15 protein-coding genes and 2 pseudogenes are annotated in these 20,297 nt (G+C 73.2%); 8 read left to right on the top strand and 9 right to left on the bottom strand.

From position 1 onward, the window contains the following. Positions 1 to 124: 124 nt before the first annotated feature. Positions 125 to 1,780 carry an acyl-CoA dehydrogenase family protein gene (locus OG299_RS10150; protein ID WP_327361291.1) on the bottom strand — a complete coding sequence of 552 codons (1,656 nt, stop codon included), beginning with the start codon at positions 1,778 to 1,780 and terminating at the stop codon, positions 125 to 127. 17 nt (positions 1,781 to 1,797) lie between these two features. Between OG299_RS10150 and OG299_RS10145 the strand changes: the two genes are divergently transcribed. Next, complete coding sequence (locus OG299_RS10145) at positions 1,798 to 2,919, top strand: YihY/virulence factor BrkB family protein (RefSeq protein WP_266634378.1); 1,122 nt, start codon at positions 1,798 to 1,800, stop codon at positions 2,917 to 2,919. A 70-nt stretch (positions 2,920 to 2,989) separates the two neighbouring features. Here the strand turns inward: OG299_RS10145 and OG299_RS10140 are convergent, their stop codons facing one another. Then, positions 2,990 to 3,397, bottom strand: coding sequence for a VOC family protein (locus tag OG299_RS10140; protein ID WP_266634380.1), 408 nt, complete (start codon positions 3,395 to 3,397; stop codon positions 2,990 to 2,992). 258 nt (positions 3,398 to 3,655) lie between these two features. On the opposite strand from OG299_RS10140, the gene rsgA reads away from it, so the two are divergent. Further along, positions 3,656 to 4,771, top strand: coding sequence for a ribosome small subunit-dependent GTPase A (gene rsgA, locus OG299_RS10135; RefSeq protein ID WP_327361290.1), 1,116 nt, complete (start codon positions 3,656 to 3,658; stop codon positions 4,769 to 4,771). A 94-nt stretch (positions 4,772 to 4,865) separates the two neighbouring features. Here rsgA and OG299_RS10130 read toward each other — a convergent pair whose 3' ends face one another. From OG299_RS10130 to OG299_RS10115, 4 genes are all read right to left on the bottom strand, one after another. Continuing rightward, entirely contained in the window at positions 4,866 to 5,243 is a 378-nt protein-coding gene (locus tag OG299_RS10130; RefSeq protein ID WP_266634384.1) for a PPOX class F420-dependent oxidoreductase, read from the bottom strand. 121 nt (positions 5,244 to 5,364) lie between these two features. Then, positions 5,365 to 6,582 (bottom strand): beta-ketoacyl-[acyl-carrier-protein] synthase family protein, encoded by a 1,218-nt coding sequence (locus OG299_RS10125; protein WP_266634386.1) that lies wholly within the window; start codon positions 6,580 to 6,582, stop codon positions 5,365 to 5,367. 139 nt (positions 6,583 to 6,721) lie between these two features. Next, positions 6,722 to 7,204: a DUF456 domain-containing protein gene (locus OG299_RS10120; protein WP_327361289.1), complete on the bottom strand. Its 483-nt coding sequence runs from the start codon at positions 7,202 to 7,204 to the stop codon at positions 6,722 to 6,724. A gap of 56 nt (positions 7,205 to 7,260) precedes the next feature. After that, positions 7,261 to 8,235 (bottom strand): helix-turn-helix domain-containing protein, encoded by a 975-nt coding sequence (locus OG299_RS10115; protein ID WP_266634390.1) that lies wholly within the window; start codon positions 8,233 to 8,235, stop codon positions 7,261 to 7,263. Positions 8,236 to 8,434: 199 nt separating this feature from the next. Here OG299_RS10115 and OG299_RS10110 point away from each other — a divergent pair, with 199 nt between their 5' ends. The 3 genes and pseudogenes from OG299_RS10110 to OG299_RS10100 form a co-directional block, all read left to right on the top strand. After that, positions 8,435 to 12,205: a S8 family peptidase gene (locus tag OG299_RS10110; protein ID WP_327361288.1), complete on the top strand. Its 3,771-nt coding sequence runs from the start codon at positions 8,435 to 8,437 to the stop codon at positions 12,203 to 12,205. Positions 12,206 to 13,469: 1,264 nt separating this feature from the next. Further along, positions 13,470 to 14,333, top strand: a complete 864-nt coding sequence (locus tag OG299_RS10105; RefSeq protein ID WP_327361287.1) for a protein phosphatase 2C domain-containing protein — start codon at positions 13,470 to 13,472, stop codon at positions 14,331 to 14,333. A gap of 62 nt (positions 14,334 to 14,395) precedes the next feature. Then, positions 14,396 to 15,133 (top strand): annotated as a pseudogene (locus OG299_RS10100) (thiamine pyrophosphate-binding protein); the annotation flags it as partial. Between the two features lie 114 nt (positions 15,134 to 15,247). On the opposite strand, the gene OG299_RS10095 reads toward OG299_RS10100, so the two are convergent. After that, the gene (locus OG299_RS10095) at positions 15,248 to 15,466 is read right to left on the bottom strand and encodes a hypothetical protein (RefSeq protein WP_327361286.1); all 219 of its coding nucleotides are present in this window, start codon (positions 15,464 to 15,466) and stop codon (positions 15,248 to 15,250) included. Positions 15,467 to 15,664: 198 nt separating this feature from the next. Here OG299_RS10095 and OG299_RS10090 point away from each other — a divergent pair. Further along, positions 15,665 to 16,687, top strand: a pseudogene (locus tag OG299_RS10090) (thiamine pyrophosphate-dependent enzyme); the annotation flags it as partial. A 169-nt stretch (positions 16,688 to 16,856) separates the two neighbouring features. Next, a complete protein-coding gene (locus tag OG299_RS10085) occupies positions 16,857 to 17,267 on the top strand; it encodes an ATP-binding protein (RefSeq protein ID WP_327361284.1) in 411 nt (136 codons plus the stop codon). Positions 17,268 to 17,354: 87 nt separating this feature from the next. Here OG299_RS10085 and OG299_RS10080 read toward each other — a convergent pair whose 3' ends face one another. Continuing rightward, positions 17,355 to 18,416, bottom strand: coding sequence for a DUF2637 domain-containing protein (locus OG299_RS10080; RefSeq protein ID WP_266634398.1), 1,062 nt, complete (start codon positions 18,414 to 18,416; stop codon positions 17,355 to 17,357). Between the two features lie 204 nt (positions 18,417 to 18,620). Further along, positions 18,621 to 19,472 (bottom strand): (2Fe-2S)-binding protein, encoded by an 852-nt coding sequence (locus OG299_RS10075; RefSeq protein WP_327361283.1) that lies wholly within the window; start codon positions 19,470 to 19,472, stop codon positions 18,621 to 18,623. 139 nt (positions 19,473 to 19,611) lie between these two features. On the opposite strand from OG299_RS10075, the gene OG299_RS10070 reads away from it, so the two are divergent. After that, positions 19,612 to 20,277, top strand: a complete 666-nt coding sequence (locus tag OG299_RS10070; RefSeq protein ID WP_266634402.1) for a GntR family transcriptional regulator — start codon at positions 19,612 to 19,614, stop codon at positions 20,275 to 20,277. Positions 20,278 to 20,297 lie beyond the last annotated feature (20 nt).

The following is a 20,297-nucleotide window of genomic DNA, read 5'->3' as shown; positions in this document are numbered from 1 at the left end:
CGTGCCAGCTCCTCCTCGGGGCTTTCGGATCAGGGGTGGTGCCGAGTCGGCGCGGCGCCACCCCTGCTCCCGGTCAACGGGTCCGGATCCCGGCTCGGACCTGTTTGGGGACAGGGCCCGGAACCTAGCCCGCGATCCGCGCCCGTTCGACCAGCGCACCCAGATTCAGGCTGTGCGGCAGCGTGCCGAAGGCCGCACCCCCGTCGCCGCCCAGGCGCGAGGCGCAGAACGCGTCCGCCACCTCCGGCGGCGCCCAGCGCACCAGCAGCGATCCCTGGAGCACCAGGGCGATGCGCTCCACCACCCGGCGCGCCCGCGCCTCGATGCCCTCCAGGTCCGCGAGCTCCGTCAGCAGCCCCTTGATGGCCGAATCCAGCCGGTGGTCGGCGCCGCGCGCCAGCCCCACCTCCTGGAGGAACGCGTTCAGCGCCTGCGGCTCCCGCTGCAGGGCCCGCAGCACGTCCAGGGCCTGTACGTTGCCCGAGCCCTCCCAGATCGAGTTCAGCGGGGACTCGCGCAGCAGCCGCGGCAGCCCGGACTCCTCGACGTAGCCGTTGCCGCCCAGGCACTCCAGTGCCTCCGCCACCATCGGCGTACAGCGCTTGGTCACCCAGTACTTCGCGGCGGGCACCGCGATGCGCAGGAAGGCCCGCTCTTGCTCCGTCCCGGCGTCGTAGGCGGCCGCGAGGCGCAGCCCGAGGATGGTGGCCGCCTCGGACTCCAGGGCGAGGTCGGCCAGCACGTTGCGCATCAGCGGCTGCTCGATGAGCCGTGCTCCGAAAGCAGAGCGGTGCTCCGTATGGTGCACGGCCTGCGTCAGCGCCTGCCGCATCTGCGCGGCCGAGCCCAGCACGCAGTCCAGCCGGGTCGCCGCGACCATCCCGATGATGGTCCGCACCCCCCGCCCCTCCTCGCCGACCCGCCGCGCCCACGTCCCGTCGAACTCCACCTCGCCCGACGCGTTCGACCGGTTGCCGAGCTTGTCCTTCAGCCGTTGGATCGCGAACACGTTGCGCGTGCCGTCCTCCAGCACCCGCGGCACCAGGAAGCAGGTCAGGCCTTCCTTCCCGGAGGGGGACGCCTGCGCCAGCACCAGGAACCCGTCCGACATCGGCGCCGAGCAGAACCACTTGTGCCCCGTCAGCAGGTACTCGCCCGCCGCGTCCAGCGGCTTCGCCGCCGTCGTGTTCGCCCGTACGTCGCTGCCGCCCTGCTTCTCCGTCATCCCCATGCCGAACAGCACCCCGCCCTTCTGCGCGGCCGGCCGCAGCCCCTCCTCGTACACGTGCGAGGTCAGCCGCGGCTCCCACTCGGCGGCCAGCTCCGGGTCCGTCCGCAGCGCCGGTACGGCCGCATGGGTCATCGAGACCGGACAGCCGTGCCCCGCCTCGGCCTGCGACCACACGAAGAACCCGGCCGCGCGGCGCAGGTGCCCGGCCGGCCGCCCCCACGCATCGGTGAGGCCGGCGCCCACCGCGTGGCCGAGCAGCCGGTGCCAGGCCGGGTGGAACTCCACCTCGTCGATCCGGTGGCCGTACCGGTCGTGCGTACGTAGTTTCGGGGGGTTCTCGTTCGCCAGCGCGCCCCACCGCTGGGCCTGCGCCGAGCCCGCGGCCCGCCCGAGTTCCGAGAGCTCCTCCCGCACTTCGCCGAGGAGTTCGGGCGCCGAGGCCGTCAGGTGCCGCTCCACGCCCTCGCGAAGGGCCCGGTCGGTGCCGTAGACGTCGTAGCCCACCAGGGGAGGGGGCTGGTTGGTGACGGTGTGGGTGGTGGCTGCCATGCGGATACCGTAAGGACGTGCAGCCAGCAAAAGAAACACCCGAGCGGGTCCCCGGGCGGCTCCATCGGGCCCGCGCCCTCTACCGCAACGTCTCCAAGCGCAAGATGGCGTGGCTGCTCCTGAAAGACACCGTCAATTCGTGCATCGAGTACCGGATCCTCGGCCTGGCGGCCGAAGCGGCGTTCTTCACGCTGCTCTCGCTGCCGCCGCTGTTCCTCGGCCTGCTCGGCCTGCTCGGGTACGTGGACGGCTGGACGGGCGGCACCTTCGTGGCCTCCATCGAGGAGAACATCCTCAACGCGGTCGGCACCGTGCTCTCCGACCGGGGCGTCAGCGACATCGCGAAACCGATGCTCGACGACGTCACCAAAGCCGGCCGCCCGGACCTGATCTCCCTCGGCTTCGCCTTCGCCCTCTGGTCGGGCTCGCGGGCCGTCAACGTCTTCATCGACACCATCACCGTGATGTACGGGCTCGACGGCCAGCGCGGCATCGTCAAGACCCGGCTGCTGGCCTTCCTGCTCTACGTGATCGCCCTGGTGATCGGCGCGATCGTGCTGCCGCTGATGGTGGCCGGGCCGGACGCCGTCGTGCGCTGGGTGCCCTGGAGCACGGAAGTGATCGCGGTGCTGTACTGGCCGACGGTCACCCTGCTGTCCATCGCCTTCCTGACCACGCTGTACCACGTGTCCGTGCCCGTGCGCTCCCCGTGGATCGAGGACGTGCCGGGCGCGCTGGTGGCGCTCGCCATGTGGGTGCTGGGCTCGTTCCTGCTGCGGATCTACCTGACCAACACCGTCGAGGGCCCGACCATCTACGGATCGCTGGCCGCGCCGGTCGCCGTCCTGCTGTGGATCGGCGTGTCGGCCTTCGCCGTCCTGGTCGGCGCGGCCGTGAACGCCGCCATCGACCGCGTCTGGCCGTCCGTGGCCACCGCCGCGGCCCGCGAGGCGAACGAGCGGGCCCGGGAGGCGGAGGCCGCGCAGCTGGTCGCGCGGGCCGCCGCCTGGCGGGCGCTGGCGGAGGGCGAGTCGGAGGACGACGACGAGGGCGACGCCGGGATGCCGTCCGAGTTCCCGGAGCGCTGGTCGAACTTCCTGCCGCCGGAGGACTACTCCTCCCGCCTGCGCAAACACTGACCACCGGACCGGCCGGGGCCTGCACGCCGGGCACGGGGCGCGGCGCCACGAGGTGCGGCCGGCCCCCTGCCTACGCCCCGGCGGGGGCTTCGGCCGGGGCGAACAGCGAGACGCCGCAGCCGTCCGGGTCGAGCACGACGGCGTAGCGCTGTCCCCAGAAGGCGTCCCAGGGCTCCAGGTGGCCCTTGTACCCGGCGTCCGTCAGCTCGGCGTACACCGCGTCCACCTCTGCGGGGGAGTCGCACAGGAACGCCAGGTCCCGCCGACTGTCCCCGGCGGGACGGGTCCAGGAGGGATCGAAGGAGCGGACGACGTCCTCCGTGTCCCAGGCGATCCGGAGCCCGCCGGGGAGGACGGCCTCCACGTGCGGCTCTTCCTCCGCCCCGGCCGGGATGTCCAGGCCCAGGCGGCGGTAGAAGGCGAGCGAGGCGGCCATGTCGGAGACGACCAGGCCGATCAGGTCGAGTCGGGGAGTCATGCGCCCAGGCTAGGGCCCGGAAAAGAATTGGCGGGCGTCTGAGCGCACTTGCTACGGTGAACGTGTTCCCGCCGATCGGCCCGGAACTGCCGGCACGTGCAAGACCCGGAGGTGAGTTCATTGAGGACTGTCGTCACGCAGGGCGCGAACCGCACCCAGAAGACCATCAATGTCACTTCCGTGGTCTCCGGCTGACCTCACACCTCTTCGCGCGCCGCTGGGCGCGCGCTGCCGGGGCCACCCTGTGAAGGGTTCCCCTTGTCTTTCTCTTCTTCTCCTTCGTTTCCGTCTTCTTCGTACGCGCACGCCCTCACCCCCCTCGGCTGGGACGAGGCGTGGGAGGCCGAGTTCGCCCCGTACATCGACCAGGGCCTGGTGCCCGGCCGCGTGGTCCGGGTGGACCGCGGCCAGTGCGACGTGATGACCGCGGACGGCATCGTCCGCGCCGACACCGCCTTCGTCACCCCGCACGACCCGCTCCGCGTCATCTGCACCGGTGACTGGGCTCTCGTCGAAGGGGCCGGCAACCCCCGGTACGTGAAGACGTACCTGCCGCGCCGGACCGCCTTCGTACGCTCCACCTCCTCGCAGCGTTCCGAGGGGCAGATCCTGGCCGCCAACGTCGACCACGCGATCATCGCGGTCTCGCTGGCCGTCGAGCTCGACCTGGGTCGTATCGAGCGCTTCCTGGCCCTCGCCTGGGAGTCCGGCGCACAGCCGCTGGTCGTCCTGACCAAGGCGGACCTCGTACCGGACCCGGTGACGCTCGCGCACCTGGTCCAGGACGTGGAGACCACGGCGCCCGGCGTCGACGTCCTCACCGTCTCCTCCCACACGGGGGAGGGTACGGACGTCCTGGCGGCCGTCGTCGCGGGCGGTACGAGCGTGCTGCTCGGCATCTCCGGCGCGGGCAAGTCCACGCTGGCGAACGCCCTGCTCGGCTCCGACGTCATGGACGTGCAGGCCACGCGCGACGTGGACGGCAAGGGCCGGCACACGACGACCACCCGCAACCTGCTGGCCCTGCCCGGCGGGGGCGTCCTCATCGACACGCCGGGACTGCGGGGCGTCGGCCTGTGGGACGCCGAGGCCGGGGTAGGCCAGGTCTTCTCCGAGATCGAGGAGTACGCGGCCGACTGCCGCTTCCACGACTGCGCGCACGAGGCCGAGCCGGGGTGCGCGGTGCTCGAGGCGGTCGAGACCGGCGCACTGCCGCAGCGGCGCCTGGAGAGCTACCGCAAGCTGCTGCGGGAGAACCAGCGGATCGTCGCCAAGACGGACGCCAGGCTCCGCTCCGAGATCCGCCGGGACTGGCGGATGAAGTCGGCGGTCGGCCGGGCCAATTACGCGGCGAAGCACAACGGCGGCTTCTGACCCGACGCAGCCCGGTGCCCGGCCCCTGCTCAGGCAGGGGTCGGGCACCGGGTCGGGCATCAGACCGGGCGTCAGACCGGGCTCGGGCCGGGCGTCAGGCGTCCAGGCCCCACGCGTGCACCCGCTCCGGGTGGATCCGGATCACCTCCGGGCTGAAGTGCGGGCCCAGCGTGTGCGGGCCGACCTCCAGCGTGGCGCGGCCGCGGACCTCGATCCCGCGGACCCGCCACGGCCGGGTGCTCACCAGATCGTCCACCACCAGCGCGAGCCGCGGGTTGCCCTGGAGGTTCCGCCACTTCTTCGTCGATCCCATCGCCAGGCCGCCGACCAGGATCGTCCCGTCCTCCTGCGGGAAGAACCCCACCGGGTTCGCCTGCGGCTGCCCGGCGGCGTCCACCGTCGCCAGCCGCCCCAGCCGCTGCGACCCGAGGTACGCCAGCTCCGCCTCGCTGAAACCCTTGAACTCCGTCATGCCCACCAGCCTCGCAGCACCGCAGTCACACCGCATCGGGCCTGCGGCCGAGCCGTATCTAGGCCCATGGCCTTAGGGCCCGTCCGGCGGATCAGGGTCGGACAGGCCCGCCGGACAGGCCCTAAGCCGTGAACACCAGCGAGGCGTTGTGCCCGCCGAAACCGAACGCGTTGGCCAGCGCGGCGGGCACCCGGCCGTGCCGCGCGGAGCCCCGGACCACGTCCAGGCCGATGCCCGGGTCGAGGGCGTCGAGGTTGCGGGTCGCCGGGATCGCCCCGTCCCGTACCGCGAGGATCGCCGCTATCGCGCCGACCGCCCCGGCGGCACCGAACAGGTGCCCCGTCATCGACTTGGTCGCCGTCACCGCCGGGTGTGCGCCCACCGCCTCGGTGACCGACCGCGCCTCCACCAAGTCCCCCGCCTGCGTGGACGTGGCATGTGCGTGGACGTGCGCGATGTCCGAGGGGGCGAGCCCGGCGGCGGCCAGCGCCAGCCGCATCGCCCGTACCTGGCCCTGCGCGTGCGCTGCCGTGATGTGGTGCGCGTCGGAGGTCACCCCGGCCCCGGCCAGCGTCGCGTGGACCCGGGCCCCGCGCGCCGCCGCGAATGCGGCCCGCTCCAGGACGACCACGCCCGCGCCCTCCCCGATGACGAACCCGTCCCGGCCGGTGTCGAACGGCCGGGAGGCGGCCGCCGGGTCGTCGTTGCGCGTGGAGTGCGCCTTGGCCTGGGCGAATCCGGCCAGCGGCAGCGGATGGATGCAGGCCTCCGTGCCGCCGGCGACCACCACGTCGGCCCGGCCGAGGCGGATCAGGTCCAGGCCCAGCGCGATCGCCTCCGCGCCCGAGGCGCAGGCGCTGACCGGGGTGTGCGCGCCGCCGCGAGCACCGAGGTCGATGCTCACCCATGCCGCCGGACCGTTCGCCATCAGCATCGGCACGGTGTGCGGCGAGACCTTCCGCACGCCCGCGGACTCCAGTACGTCGTCCTGCCCGAGCAGGGTCAGCGCCCCGCCCGTCCCGGTCCCGATGACCACGGCGAGCCGCTCCGGCTCCACCTCCGGCCGCCCGGCTCCGGCCCACGCCTCCCGCGCGGCGACCAGCGCCAGTTGCTCGCACCGGTCCATCCGCCGTGCCTGTACCCGGTCCAGTACCTCACCCGGCTCCTGCCGCAGCCGCCCCGCGATCCGTACGGGCAGCGCGGCGGCCCACTCCTCCTCGATGGGCCCGATGCCGTTCTCGCCGCGCAGCATCGCCCGCCACGTCGTCTCCACGTCCCCGCCGAGCGGGGTGGTGGCCCCGAGCCCGGTGACGGACACGCCTGCGTGGTCAGCGTTCATGACTCATCCCCTTGTGGTCTTCTCACAGTTGGTCGGACTGCTGTCCCTTCCACTGTGGCAAGCAGGGACCTGAGAAGTGGGCAAGATGATCAACGGACTCGGCGTCCGGGAATTGTCGGGTTACGCCATGGGCGGTCCGTCAGTCGACCAGGACCGCCCCGACCCACGCGCCCACCACCATCAGGCACGCGAGCAGCTCCACCAGCACGCTCGTCCCCACCGCCCGCATCACCGCCCGCACCGAGGCCCAGGCCTCGCCGTGCGTGCCCAGCCGCAGCCGCTCGCACAGGTAGATGCCCCCCACGAACCCCGCAGCCGCCCCCAGCACCGGCACCACCACGAAGCCGAGCAGCGCACCCGCGCCCGCGAACACCGCCATCCGGCGCGTGACCCCCAGCCCGCGCAGCCGTCGCGGCGGCAGCTGCCACTCGATCACCTGGACCACCAGCAGCAGCGCCGTCGTCGAGACGAGCAGGGACCACGCCGTCGCCGAGCGCTCGTGCAGCGCCCACCACAGCACGCCCGCCCACACCAGCCAGGTCCCCGGAACACCCGGGACCAGTACCCCGAGCACCCCGAGCAGCAGCACCAGCCCCACCAGGAGCAGCTGAGGCAGATCCATGCGCTCAGCCTGACCGACCAGGGGCTTTCGGGCCACCCAGCCATCGGGCCACCCAGCTATCGGGCCACCCAGCCCCGTTCGTACGCGTGCCAGCCCAACTGGAGCCGGGTCGTGACCCCGGATAGCTCCATCAGGCCCTTGACCCGCCGCTGCACCGTCCGCAGCCCGAGCTCCAGGTGCTTGGCCACGCTCGCGTCCGTCATCCCGGCCAGCAGCAGCGTCAGGATCTCCAGGTCCGTGGTGTCGGGGATGCCCTCGGACACCTCCGCCCCGTCAGCCCCCAGCCGCAGCGGCAGCGCCTCCCGCCACACCGCCTCGAACAGCCCCGTCAGGGATTCCAGCAGCCCCGACGCGTGCACCACCAGCGCCGCCGGCTCCGCCCCGGGCCCCGTCAGCGGCACGAGCGCCAGCGACCTGTCCGCGATCACCAGCCTGGTCGGGACCTGCGCCGTCACCCGGACCCCCTCGCCCCGCGCGAGCGCCGTCGACGCCTCCCGGATGCCGGTCGGCAGGGTCAGTACGTCCCGCTCGATGACCACCCGGTACTCGACGCCCCGTGCGGCGGCCTGCTCCTCCGCCTCGTTGTCCATCGCCGTCACCACCTGGGGCCGGCTGCTGACCAGAGCGCACACCTCCTCCACCGCGCCCACCTGGAGCTGGTGGAACCGGTGCGCCACCGCGCTCGCCCCCGTCACCACCTCCACCAGGTCGTGCACCGACGGTTCGGCCGCCTCCGCCCGGTACTCCTGCGCCAGCAGCGCCGCCGCCAGCTCCGCCTGCTCCAGCTCGTGCCGCTGCTGCGTCAGCAGCGCCCCCAGCGCCACCCCCGGCGGGGCCGCCACCCAGCGCCCCGGCCGGGCGGAGGACTGCGCCGCCAGCCCGTGCCGCTCCAGGTGCCGCAGCGCCCGCTCGGTCTGCGGCACCGGCAGCGCCAGCCGGTGCGCCAGGTCCGGTATCTCCGCAGCCCCCAGCGCCACCAGCGCGCGGTACGCCGACTCCTGGCCCTCGTCCAGGCCTATCGCACTCAGCAACCGGTCCACCCACCCTCTCGACGCCGTTCCTGGCGGGAAGCGGCCACGGCGCAAACCCGCCGCGGACATCATCGCCGCACCCACCGGCTCTCTGCCAAGGTGACGCCACCGCAGCACCAACATCCGCCGGTCAGACGCCACTTGTGGGCAGCTTTGCCATGCGATGCGGCAGTTGGCCGGAATTCACCTGGGGAGAGCGATGCATCCGATATCGCGCACGGCACTGGGAGCGGCCGGCGCGGCCGTCCTGGCCGTCACCGCCGTCGGCCCGTCGGCGGCGCAGCCGATCGACGGAGCGCCCGGAGGAGCCGGGAAGAGACCGATCGCGGGGAGCGAGGCGGCCGGAAAGCAGGCCACGGCCCCCGTCACCGTGACGCTGGTCACCGGCGACCGGATCCTGGTGTCCACCGACCCGGCGGGCCGGACCGCCGCCACCGCGATGCCGCGCGAGGACGGCTCGCAGCCGCTCGTGCAGACCCGCCAGAGCGGCAAGGACCTGTACGTCTATCCCGAGAGCGCGGTCAAGGCCCTCGCCGCCGGCACGGTCGACCAGGAGCTGTTCAACGTCACCGGCCTGATCCGGCAGGGCTACGACGACGCACACGCCGGGAAGCTCCCGCTCATCGCGGTCTACGACGGCTCCGTCAACCCGGCGCGCAGCGCACCGCCCACCCCGCGCGGCGCCGAACGCTCCCTCGTCCTCGGCTCCATCGGCGCCGTCGCCCTCGCCGCCGACAAGCAGCGGGCCGCCTCCTTCTGGACGGACGTCACCGACACCCGCTCCCGCGCCGCCGGCGGGCTGAAGAAGCTGTGGCTCGACGGCAAAGTCCGGGCGAACCTGGAGCGTTCCACGAAGCAGGTGAACGCGACCGCCGCCTGGGCGGCCGGGTACGACGGCAAGGGCACCAAGGTCGCCGTCCTCGACACCGGCACCGATCTGGAGCACCCCGACCTCAAGGGCCGTGTCGCGGCGTCGAAGAACTTCACCGACTCCGACACCGACGCCGACCGCCAGGGCCACGGCACCCACACCATCTCCACCGTCGGCGGCTCCGGAGCCGAGAGCGGCGGCGCCAAGAAGGGCGTCGCGCCGGGCACCGGACTGCTCAGCGGCAAGGTCCTCAACGACGCGGGCTACGGCCTCGATTCGTGGATCATCGCCGGTATGGAATGGGCCGTCGAGAGCAAGGCCGACGTGGTCTCCATGAGCCTCGGCGACCCCTCTCGGACGACCTGTGACGATCCCATGTCGGCGGCCGCCGAGCGGCTCGCGCAGAGCAGCGGCACCCTCTTCGTGATCGCCGCCGGCAACTCCGGCCCGGGCAACAACACGGTCTCCTCGCCCGGTTGCGCGCCCAGCGTGCTCACCGTCGGCGCCGTCGACCGCGACGACACCACCGCCTCCTTCTCCAGCCGCGGCCCCGCCGGACTCCAGCACACCCTCAAGCCCGAGATCGCCGCGCCGGGCGTCGGGATCTCCGCCGCGGCCATGGGCGGGCGCGGGGTGTACGCGTACCAGTCCATGTCCGGCACCTCGATGGCCACCCCGCACGTCGCGGGCGCCGCGGCCATCGTCAAGCAGCGCCACCCCGACTGGACGGCCCAGCAGGTCAAGGCCGCCCTCGTCGGCTCCGCGAACTCCGGCGTCCCCGGGGACGTACGCCAGACCGGCGGCGGCCGCCTCGACGTCAAGGCCGCCGTCGACACCACCGTGACGAGCGCCCCCGCCGTGCAGGGCGGCACGTACGACTGGCCGCAGGACCGCAGCGACCGGACGACCGTCGAGATCCCCTACACCAACGGCGCCGCCCGGCCCGTCACCCTGAACCTCGCCGTCGAGAAGGTCACCGGCAACGACGGCTCGGCCGTCCGCAGCCGGATCGCAGGCCTGGACCGGCGTACGGTGACCGTGCCGGCCGGCGCCACCGTCAAGGTGCCGCTCGCCCTCGACCCCGCGGCCCGGCTGGAGCGCTCCCAGTACGGGGACGTCACCGGCCGCGTCGTCGCCACCGCGGACGGCGTGCACGTCTCCACCCCCTTCTCGCTGTACGTGGAGCCGGAGACCGTCACCCTGCGCGTCAAGCTGATCGACCGCGCGGGCAAGCCGGCCGCCGGACCGTCCTCCCTGGACGTCATCGGCACCGACGACGCCAGGGGGGAGCGCCGTTTCAACGACGGCGCCGTGGACCAGGTCTACCGGGTGCGCCCGGGCTCGTACTTCCTCTCCAGCTTCATCGGCACCCTCGACGCCGGTGACGGAGCCACGCTGTACGACTCGCTCACCTACCTGAGCCGTCCCCAGGCGGAGGTCAAGAAGGACACCGTGATCGTGCTGGACGCCCGCAAGGCGGCCCGGCTCTCGATCGCCACCGACCGGCCGACCGAGGCCCGCAGCACCACCCTCGCCTTCTCCCGGTACTGGGACGAGTCCTGGCTGCACGCCGGCACGGCGATGGGCGGGCGGACGATCCGCGGCTACTACGCCTCGGTCGAAGGCCGGGCGCACGAGGGCGAGTTCGAGTTCGGCAGCTACTGGCGCGCGGCAGCCCCGCTGCTCTCCGAGCTGAAGGCCGCGGGCGGCCCTGCGCTGCACCCGATCACCGCCTCCACCGGCAGCGACAACCTCGACGGAACCGGCAGTGCGCCGCTCGTCGACGCGGGCTCCGGCACCCCGCAGGAGCTCGCCGCGGCCGGCGCCGGGGGCGCGATCGTGCTGGTCAAGGCCGAGGACGGCGCGCTGTACGAGGTCGCGAACAACGCGAAGGCGGCCGGGGCCAAGGCCGTCCTCGCCCACCGCGACGCCCCCGGCCGCTGGGTCGGCTTCACCGGCTACGCGGGCGGCTCCCTGCCGGCGCTGACCATCGAACAGCCGGAGGCGAAGGCGCTGCTCGCGAAGCTCGCGGCCGGCAAGGTCACGCTGAACTGGAAGGGCAGCGCGAAGAGCCCGTACGTCTACAACCTGGCCCAGATCGAGAACGGCCCGGTACAGGGCGAGCGCACCTACCGGGTGCACGACCGCGACCTCGGCTCCGCCGAGTCGACGTACCACTCGATGGGCGTCGCCGCCGACTTCGTCGATCTGACCGGCGCCTACCGGCCGCTCGGCAACGCCGTGTACTTCGGCGGGCTGGACACCGTGGCCGTCCCGGGCAAGCGCACCGAGTTCTACTCCGCCGGGGACACCGCCTGGGACCACATGGTCTCCAGCAGCTTCCCGTGGGGCGAGTTCATGACCGACCAGCAGCGCACGTACGCCAAGGGCGGCAAGCGCAGCGAGAGCTGGTACGACGGGGTCGTCGGCCCGGTCGCCGGCCGCGACCTCGCGGGCCGGCCGCAGCTCGCCGCCGAACGGCAGGGCAACCTGATCGGCTTCGCCTCCGCAATGTGGGGGGACACGGGGCACTTCGCGCAGCCGGGCTCCTTCGGGGACGTCGGCGGGCTCGTCCTCAAGCGGAACGGCGAGCAGATCGGCGACAGCGGGTACCCGTCGGGGGTCTTCGAGGTCCCGGCCGAGGAGACGACGTACGAACTGACCCAGCAGATCGAGAAGTTCGGCCAGCCGGCGCGCACCTGGCAGCGCTCGCAGGCGGTGGCGACGACATGGACCTTCGTCTCGAAGCAGGACCCGACCCGGTACTCGCAGTCCATCCCGATCCTGTTCCCGTCGATCGCGATCCCGGCGGACGGCATGAAGACGCTGCCGGCGGCGGACGGCCAGACGATCGGCCTGGGGGTCACGGGCCATGCGGGGTACGTGCCGGGGGCGCTGAAATCGGTGAAGCTGTCGTACTCGTACGACGCTGAGCACTGGACACAGGCGGCTGTCGCCGAGCGGGACGGGCGCTGGTCCGCGGTCGTGGACCACGCCGGGGCCGGGGCCGGCCGGCAGGTGACGCTGAAGGTGGAGCTCACCGACGCGAACGGCGCTGCCGTCACCCAGACGGTCGCGCGGGCGTACGACATCCGGTAGGTCGTACGAGAGATACAGAAGGGGTCCACCGGGCGGCGGCCCGGTGGGCTCCTTTTCGCGTATTCGGCGTTTTCTGCCCCTGTGGGGGGCCAAGAATGGGCCCATGAGTCAGCAGGGCGCGGACGACTGGTGGCAGAAGCTGTACGAGGACCCGGACGCGGGACCGGTCCCGGACCCGGGGGACACGCTGGAGAGCCGTTTCCACTCGGCGTCGGCAGTGACCTCCGCACCGGACCCGTCCCTACCGGCCCCACGGCCTGCGCCGCCCGGGCCGCCGGGCTCGCTGCCACCCGCGCCACCGCCGCACGCCGGGCCGCCGGGGAGCGCTGCGCAGCCGGGGCCGCCGCCGGGGGCCACGGCGCCCGGGGCGCCCCCGCATGCCGTGCTGCCGGGGCCGCGGCGGGAGGCCGCGCCGGAGCCGCCGCCACCCCGGGACCCCCGGGGACCCGGCACGACCGGATACGGCCTCGGCAGTGTGACCGTGCCGCCGGCGCTCCCGGAGGAGCCGCCCGAACTGCCGGTCCGGCGCTGGGGCGTCCCGCGTGACACCCCGCCCGAGCCCCCTTCCCCCGCCCCCGGACGGGCTTCCGGCACCTGGCCTGCACCCGAGCGAGCGCCCGAGCAGGGCGCGGGCTCCTGGCCCGTCCCCGGACCGGAGTCCGACCCCGGACCCGACGCCGGTACGGGCCCCTGGCCCGGAACCGGTGTCGGGCCACGTGCCCGGCCGGTGGCCGGGGACGGCACGGGGCACCGGCCCGAGGCCTGGGCCGACCCCGGCGCGGCCGACCCCGGCGCGGCCGACCGCGGCGCGGGCGAGTCCGGGCCGGCCGAGCCCGGTTCGGGTGAGCCCGGCCGGCGCTCCGGTCCCGGCCTGCTGCCCGGGGCTCGTTCCGGTGCCGAGCCGGGCTCCTGGTCGGGCCCGGAGGCCGGTGCGGGAACCGGCGCCGCCGCCGCGCAGCACGGGGCCGGACCTGACACCGGGCTCCGCCCGGGAACCTGGCCCGCCGCCGCGCCGTCGCCGGTCTCCGACGACGAGCCGTCGACCGGTCCCGGAGCCCGACCCCGGGCCGGTTCCCGTGCCGACGCCGACCCGCGGTCCGGTCCGCAGCCTCCGGCCGGTGCTGAACCACATCCCTGGGCAGGCCCCGGAGCCGGACCGGATTCCGCGTCGGATCCCGGTCCTGGTCCCGGAGGGCAGTCGCGGGCAGGTTCCGTGCTCGACGGCGGGCCGGGGGCCGCGGGCCCGGGTGGGGAGCGGCCCGTCGTGGGGTATTTGGGGGACCGGGCGCCCACCTACGCCCCCGAGCCCGGGGCCCTGCCCCTCGCCGATCCGGGGGTGCTCGACGCGCTTGTGCCCGACACCGTCCTCGAGGGGGCCCGGCACGGGACGTACACCCTGCGCGCCACCTCCGTGCGCGGGGACTCCGCCCGGTTCCGCGGCGAGGCCCGCCGGGACTTCCTGCTGACCGCCCGCTTCGGCACCGGCGACGACGCCCTCGTCCTCGTGGCCCTCGCCGGCGGTGACCGGGCCGCCCCCGGCGCCGCCGAGGCCGCCGTCGAGCTGTGCCGCTGGATGGCATCGGCCGTCGGCCGGAGCCGGGAGCGGCTCGCCGACGACATCCGCGCCGGCCGGCGCGACGCCCTGCGCTCGGGGCTCCAGCGCCTCACCGACCGCGGCTACGGCCGCCTGCGGGCGCACGCCGCCGAGCTGGGGCTCCCGGAGGACGCGTACACCGCGGGCCTGCGCGTGCTGCTGCTCCCCATCGACCCCGAGTGCAAGACCCGGGTCTGCTTCGGCGCGGGCGCCGGCGGCCTGTTCCGGCTCCGGGCCGGGGCATGGGAGGACCTGGAGCCGGAACCGAAGCCGGAGCCAGAGCCCGAGTCGACCGAGACCGGCGGGGACGGGTTCCGGTTCAGGGCCGCCGTGGCCCGGCCCGGCGACACCCTGCTGCTCTGCTCCGGCGGGCTCGCGGACCCCATGCGCGAGGAGGGCCTCCTCTCGGCCGAACTCGCGGCCCGCTGGGCCGACCCGGAGCCCCCCGGCCTCGCCGCCTTCCTCGCGGACACCCAGCTCCGCCTCAAGGGCTACGCCGACGACCGGACGGCCGCCGCGGTCTGGGAGGCGTAACCGCGCGGAATGTGGATGGATGGGAGGCGTACCCGGCAGGCAACGGGAAAGGGCGCGCCTCCATGGGCAAGAAGAACGTGGCCGAGCAGTTCGTCGACATCCTCGTACGCGCCGGCGTGCGCCGGATGTACGGAGTCGTCGGCGACAGCCTGAACCCCGTCGTCGACGCCATTCGGCGCACCGGCGGCATCGAGTGGATCCAGGTCCGCCACGAGGAGACGGCCGCGTTCGCCGCCGGGGCCGAGGCCCAGATCACCGGCCGGCTCGCGGCCTGCGCAGGCTCCTGCGGTCCCGGCAACCTGCACCTGATCAACGGCCTCTACGACGCCCACCGCTCGATGGCCCCGGTGCTCGCGCTCGCCTCCCACATCCCCTCCGGCGAGATCGGCCTCGGCTACTTCCAGGAGACCCACCCCGACCGGCTGTTCACCGAGTGCAGCCACTACAGCGAGCTGATCTCCAACCCACAGCAGACGCCCCGGGTGCTCCAGACCGCCATCCAGCACGCCATCGGCCGCAGCGGCGTCGGCGTGATCTCGCTGCCCGGCGACATCGCCTCCCTCCCGGCCCCGGACAAGAGCATCGAGCACGCGCTCGTGACCGCGCGGCCGACCGTACGGCCCGGCGACGGGGAGATCGAGAAGCTGGTCCGGCTGATCGACGAGGCCGAGAAGGTCACGCTGTTCTGCGGCAGCGGCGCCGCCGGGGCGCACCCCGAGGTCATGGAGTTCGCGGGCCGGGTCAAGGCGCCCGTCGGGCACGCCCTGCGCGGCAAGGAGTGGATCCAGTACGACAATCCTTAGTGGCGTACGTATCTCGGTGTCACCGTGATGTTGCAGCATGCTCGCGCGGGAGCGCCCCGCAACGCGTGGCTGCGGGGCGACGATCCACTTTCGCAACGGGCCTGGTGGGGTTTAGTCGACCGTCTGCCCGTCGTACATACCGCCCCTGCAGGTCGGGAGCACGGGCGTCGACCGATCGATCGTTCCGCCGTTGTCCGTGCACTCACCCGGGGTGACGCTGGCCGGGGTGACGCTGCCGGCGGTGGCGGTGGCGGTGGCGGCGCCAGAGAGGCCGAGTCCGGCGAAGGCCGCCGTGGCGATGACGGCGGCGAAGATTCGTCGAAGGCGCATGTGGTTCCCCTTTCACGGATTGCCTCGGTTGGGGCACTACTCAGCTTGATCTTCACCCATGTGGGTGGCGCGTTTGGTTACTCCATTCGAGTGACACCTGTCGGGAGCGGGCCACCGGCGACGCAGGGACGGATGGCCGGTGCCGCAACCCGCCGGAGAGGCCTTGCGGGCCGTGCTCGCATTCACGCGCGCAGGTATCACCAGTACGACAACCCGTACGACGTCGGAATGAGCGGGCTGCTCGGCTACGGCGCCGCCTACGAGGCCACGCACGAGTGCGACCTGCTGATCCTGCTCGGCACGGACTTCCCGTACAACGCCTTCCTGCCCGACGACGTGAAGATCGTCCAGGTGGACATCCGCCCCGAACACCTCGGCCGCCGCACACAGTTGGACCTCGCCGTCTGGGGTGACGCACGGGAGACCCTGCGCGCCCTGAACGCCCGGGTGAAGGCCAAGACGGACCGCCGGTTCCTGGACCGGATGCTGAAGAAGCACGCGGACGCCCTGGAGGGCGTGGTCAAGGCGTACACGCGCAAGGTGGAGAAGCACACCCCGATCCACCCCGAGTACGTGGCCTCGGTACTCGACGAACTCGCGGACGAAGACGCCGTGTTCACCGTCGACACGGGCATGTGCAACGTGTGGGCGGCACGCTATCTTTCCCCGAACGGCAAGCGGCGCATCATCGGCTCCTTCAGCCACGGCTCCATGGCCAATGCCCTTCCGCAGGCCATCGGCGCACAGTTCACGGACCGCGGCCGTCAAGTGGTGTCGATGTCGGGCGACGGCGGTTTCTCGATGCTGATGGGAGATTTCCTCACCCTGGTGCAGTACGACCTGCCCGTCAAAGTGGTCCTCTTCAACAACTCATCGCTCGGGATGGTCGAGTTGGAGATGCTGGTTTCCGGCCTGCCCTCGTACGGAACGACCCATCACAATCCGGATTTCGCGGCGATCGCGCGCGCGGCGGGCGCCTTCGGGGTCCGGGTGGAGAAGCCCAAGCAGCTCACCGGGGCTCTGAAGGAGGCGTTCCGGCACAAGGGGCCCGCCTTGGTGGACGTGGTGACCGATCCCAACGCCTTGTCCATTCCACCCAGGATCAGCGCCGAGATGGTGACCGGTTTTGCACTTTCGGCCAGCAAGATCGTGCTGGACGGAGGGGTGGGCCGGATGATCCAGATGGCTCGATCCAACCTGCGCAACGTGCCGCGCCCGTAAGCCCGCAGGAGTGCGGATTGCCCCGGCGGGCATGCATCCCGTAGACCAGTTCGAGATCCGTGGGACACGGGGGAGGTACATCGCCGTGCGGGTGGGGGCGAAGACCGGGAAGCAGTGGAGAAGAGGGCGGCCCGTACCGCGTGAACCGTCCGTCGAGGACGGGGGAGCGGTGGACGCGCTGAAGATCAGCCGGAGCGTACGGCGGGCGGATCTCAAGGCCGTGGGCGAGGTGCGCCGGGCGTTACGGGAGTTGATGCGCCATCGGTGCCCGGCCGACACCGCGGAGGTGGCGGAGCTGCTGATCACCGAGCTCGTCACCAATGCCCTCGTCCACACCGACCAGGGCGCGGAGGTGTCCGCGCGGATCGCCGCGGACCGGCTGAGGGTGGAGGTCAGGGACTACGCCTCGCGCCGGCCCCGGCCGTACGTACCGACCGCCGACGACGGTACGCACGGCCGGGGGCTGGTGCTGGTGCAGGCCCTCGCCGACGCCTGGGGCGTGGACGCGCCGGTGCAGGCCGGCGGCAAGGTGGTGTGGTTCGAGCTGGACGGCACGCTCGGGATGTACGACGGGGCGTAGGCGCGTACGGCGCGCCGTGCGACGGGACGCACGGCGCAGGGCCCGCCGGACCGGCGGGCCCTGCGAGGTCCCGAGCGGGGGCAGGCGTCAGCCGAACTGCTGCTCCAGGTCCTTGAGTTTGCGCTCGAGCGAGTCGAGGCGGGGGATGGTCTGGGTGTCGTCCTCGGCGGTGAGGTCCACCGTCCGGGCGCCGGTCACCTCAGCGGTCTCGGTCCGGTGCACGGCCTGCAGGGAGGGCCGGCGGCGCGGGGCGGGCAGCTGTCCCGTTTCCGCTATGGCCGGCTCCGCGCCGACCGGCGCGGAGCCCGACCCGGGGGCCAGCCCCGGCACGTCGACCTGGCGGGCGCGGGATCGCCCGAACGCCCGGTTCTGCCGGCCCAGGGCCTTGATGCGGGCCCGGTCCAGCCGGTTCTGGTCGCGCCTGCGGTGGCGGTCCTGCTCCCGCTCGCGCTTGTCCTCGCGCACCTCGTCGACGGCCTCGTCGAGGGTGCGGACCCCTTCGAGCAGCATGAGCGACCAGGCGCCGAAGGTCTCCCGGGGGGCCCGCAGCCAGCGGACCATCCGGATCTGCGGCAACGGCCGTGGAATCAGGCCCTGTTCGCGCAGCGCCGCCCGGCGGGTCTGCTTGAGGGCGCGGTCGAAGAGCACGGCCGCCGACAGCGACATTCCGGAGAAGAACTGCGGGGCCCCGTCGTGCCCGGCGCCGCGCGGAGCGTGCACCCAGTTGAACCAGGCGGCCGCGCCCGCGAACAGCCAGACCAGCATGCGGGAGCCGAGGGCCGCGTCACCGTGGCTCGCCTCGCGGACGGCGAGCACCGAGCAGAACATGGCGGCGCCGTCGAGGCCGAAGGGGACCAGGTACTCCCAGCCCCCGGAGAGGTTCAGGTTCTGCCGGCCGAAGCCGACCAGTCCGTGGAAGGAGAGCGCGGCGGCCACCGCCGCGCAGCAGAACAGCAGGACGTAGGAGGCGGTTCCGTAGACGGCTTCCTTGCGCCGCCGCCGCTCTTCGCTGCGCTCCCACGTGTCGTCTGCCGCGCCCTTGTCGCCCTCCCGCTTGCCCCGGGCCAGTACCGCAACTGCCGCAAGTACGCCCAGGATCAGCAGGCTGCCGGGCAGCAGCCAGTCCAGCGATATGTCGGTCAGTCTCATGCGGATGTCCCTTGCCTCTGCCTCGCGTGTGCGGCCTTCCGGGAGCCATGGTGACCCAGGAGATCGGCCCGCCATGAGGGTTTCGGGGCAAGTGGACGCCATCGGGGGGTGGGGCCCGCCGGATAGGGTGTTGTAGCTCGAACTGCCGCTCGTTCAGCCGGAATTGCGTTCGATTACGGTCAGCCGGACGAGTGGGTTCAGATGTCAGGCGGCAGCTGTGAGGCGGACGATGCGGTCCGCGTCGCAGGTGCGGGGGCAGGTGGTGCAGGTGTCCTCGGGCCGGATCGTGTAGAAGAGGCAGCAGCTCGCGCGGTCCCGGGTGGGCAGCCGTTCGCCGTCCGGGCCGGAGAGCATGCGGAACGCCGCGCCCGCGGTGTACGGGGCCGTCCTGCCGGGCAGCAGCGCCTCCAGCTCCGCCCTGGCCCGGCGCTCCTCGCCCACCAGCTTGCCCAGGTGCCAGACGCCCGAGACGATCTCGTCGGTCACCATGCCCCACAGGGCGCGGCGGCCGCGCCGCATGCGCGGGCCGAAGCCGTCCAGGAGGGGCTCGAGGTGCTGGGCCACCGCAGCCCGCACCTCACCGCGCAGCGCCTCCTCGCCGGGCACGACACGGGCCCCGGGGAGAGCGGCCGCCGGATCGTCCGGCAGGCACGCGAAGGAGTCGATGCGCACGCTCATGCGCCCCTGGGTCCGATGGAAGGCCACCTGCTGCGCCGACAGCCGGGGCACCCGCCGGTGGAGGAACCAGGGGGCCGTGATCAGCAGGCACGCGGGCCATGCGTACCGGTGCAGGCCGAAGGTGGCCACGACGTCGGGGCGGGCCTGGCGGCCGTAGTCCCGAAGGACCTGGGCGTCGTCCCAGGCGAGGTACCCGTCCAGCTCGGCTCCGCCCGCCGCGAGCGCATCCGCACCGACCCACCCCACACCGCGAGGGGCGGTCTCGTGTGCTGCGCGCTCGGTGACCTGCAGCCTGTCGTACACCTGCGACAGGCGTGCGTACGCGTCCGCCACCGCAGAGCCGGCCGGGGGCGGGGCGTCGACGGAGCTGTCGGGCATGGCGGAACCACCGATTCACACAGGCGCGAGAGACAAAGGTAAGCCTTACCTTAACTGATCTCGGTGGCCTGTACCAGCACTTGCCGGACCGATTCGCCTATTCTCGGAGGGCCCAGGTCGAGACCCAGAGGAGGACCGAGTGCACGAAGCGGCCCCCGTCGGGGTGACGGCGCTGATCCCGACGCAGAAGGTGCTGCGCCATTCGGTGCGCGCGCAGGTGCTGGACGCGCTGCGCGCCGCACTCGTCGACGGCGAGCTGGCGCCGGGGGAGATCTACTCCGGGCCGGCCCTGGGGGAGCGCTTCGGCGTCTCCGCGACGCCCGTGCGCGAGGCGATGCAGCAGCTGGCGCTGGAGGGGGCGGTGGAATGCCTGCCGAACCGGGGCTTCCGGGTGCTGTCGCGCACGCCGCGGGCCCTGGCGGAGCTGGCGGAGGTCCGCGCGCTGCTGGAGGTGCCGGTGATGCTGCGGCTGGCCCGTACGGTCCCGGCGGAGGCCTGGGCGGCGCTGCGGCCGGCGGCGGCCGCCACGGCCGAGGCCGCCGCGGCCGGTGACCTCCCGGGGTACGCGGACGCGGACCGGGCCTTCCACCGGGAGGTCCTCTCCCTGGGCGCGAACGACCAGCTGGTCCAGGTCGCCGAGGAACTGCACCGCCGGTCCCAGTGGCCGCTGCCCGGCGCTCCGCGGGTCCGCAGGGCGGACCTCGTCGCGGACGCGGCGGAGCACTCGGCCCTACTGGAGGCCCTGATCGCGGGCGACCTCCCGCTGATCGAACCCCTGATCCGCAACCACTTCACCGGCGCCTGACCGGCGCCCCCGCAGGGTCC

Source organism: Streptomyces sp. NBC_01296 (assembly GCF_035984415.1).
Classification (GTDB): domain Bacteria; phylum Actinomycetota; class Actinomycetes; order Streptomycetales; family Streptomycetaceae; genus Streptomyces.
This window is presented reverse-complemented; position numbering and strand designations above follow the sequence as displayed.

Excerpts from the sequence above, each read along its gene's own strand:
- OG299_RS10150 (WP_327361291.1), bottom strand. The coding sequence starts at position 1,780 with ATGGCAGCCACCACCCACACCGTCACCAACCAGCCCCCTCCCCTGGTG.
- OG299_RS10140 (WP_266634380.1), bottom strand. The coding sequence starts at position 3,397 with ATGACTCCCCGACTCGACCTGATCGGCCTGGTCGTCTCCGACATGGCC.
- OG299_RS10130 (WP_266634384.1), bottom strand. The coding sequence starts at position 5,243 with ATGACGGAGTTCAAGGGTTTCAGCGAGGCGGAGCTGGCGTACCTCGGG.
- OG299_RS10125 (WP_266634386.1), bottom strand. The coding sequence starts at position 6,582 with ATGAACGCTGACCACGCAGGCGTGTCCGTCACCGGGCTCGGGGCCACC.
- OG299_RS10120 (WP_327361289.1), bottom strand. The coding sequence starts at position 7,204 with ATGGATCTGCCTCAGCTGCTCCTGGTGGGGCTGGTGCTGCTGCTCGGG.
- OG299_RS10110 (WP_327361288.1), top strand. The coding sequence starts at position 8,435 with ATGCATCCGATATCGCGCACGGCACTGGGAGCGGCCGGCGCGGCCGTC.
- OG299_RS10095 (WP_327361286.1), bottom strand. The coding sequence starts at position 15,466 with ATGCGCCTTCGACGAATCTTCGCCGCCGTCATCGCCACGGCGGCCTTC.
- OG299_RS10080 (WP_266634398.1), bottom strand. The coding sequence starts at position 18,416 with ATGAGACTGACCGACATATCGCTGGACTGGCTGCTGCCCGGCAGCCTG.
- OG299_RS10075 (WP_327361283.1), bottom strand. The coding sequence starts at position 19,472 with ATGCCCGACAGCTCCGTCGACGCCCCGCCCCCGGCCGGCTCTGCGGTG.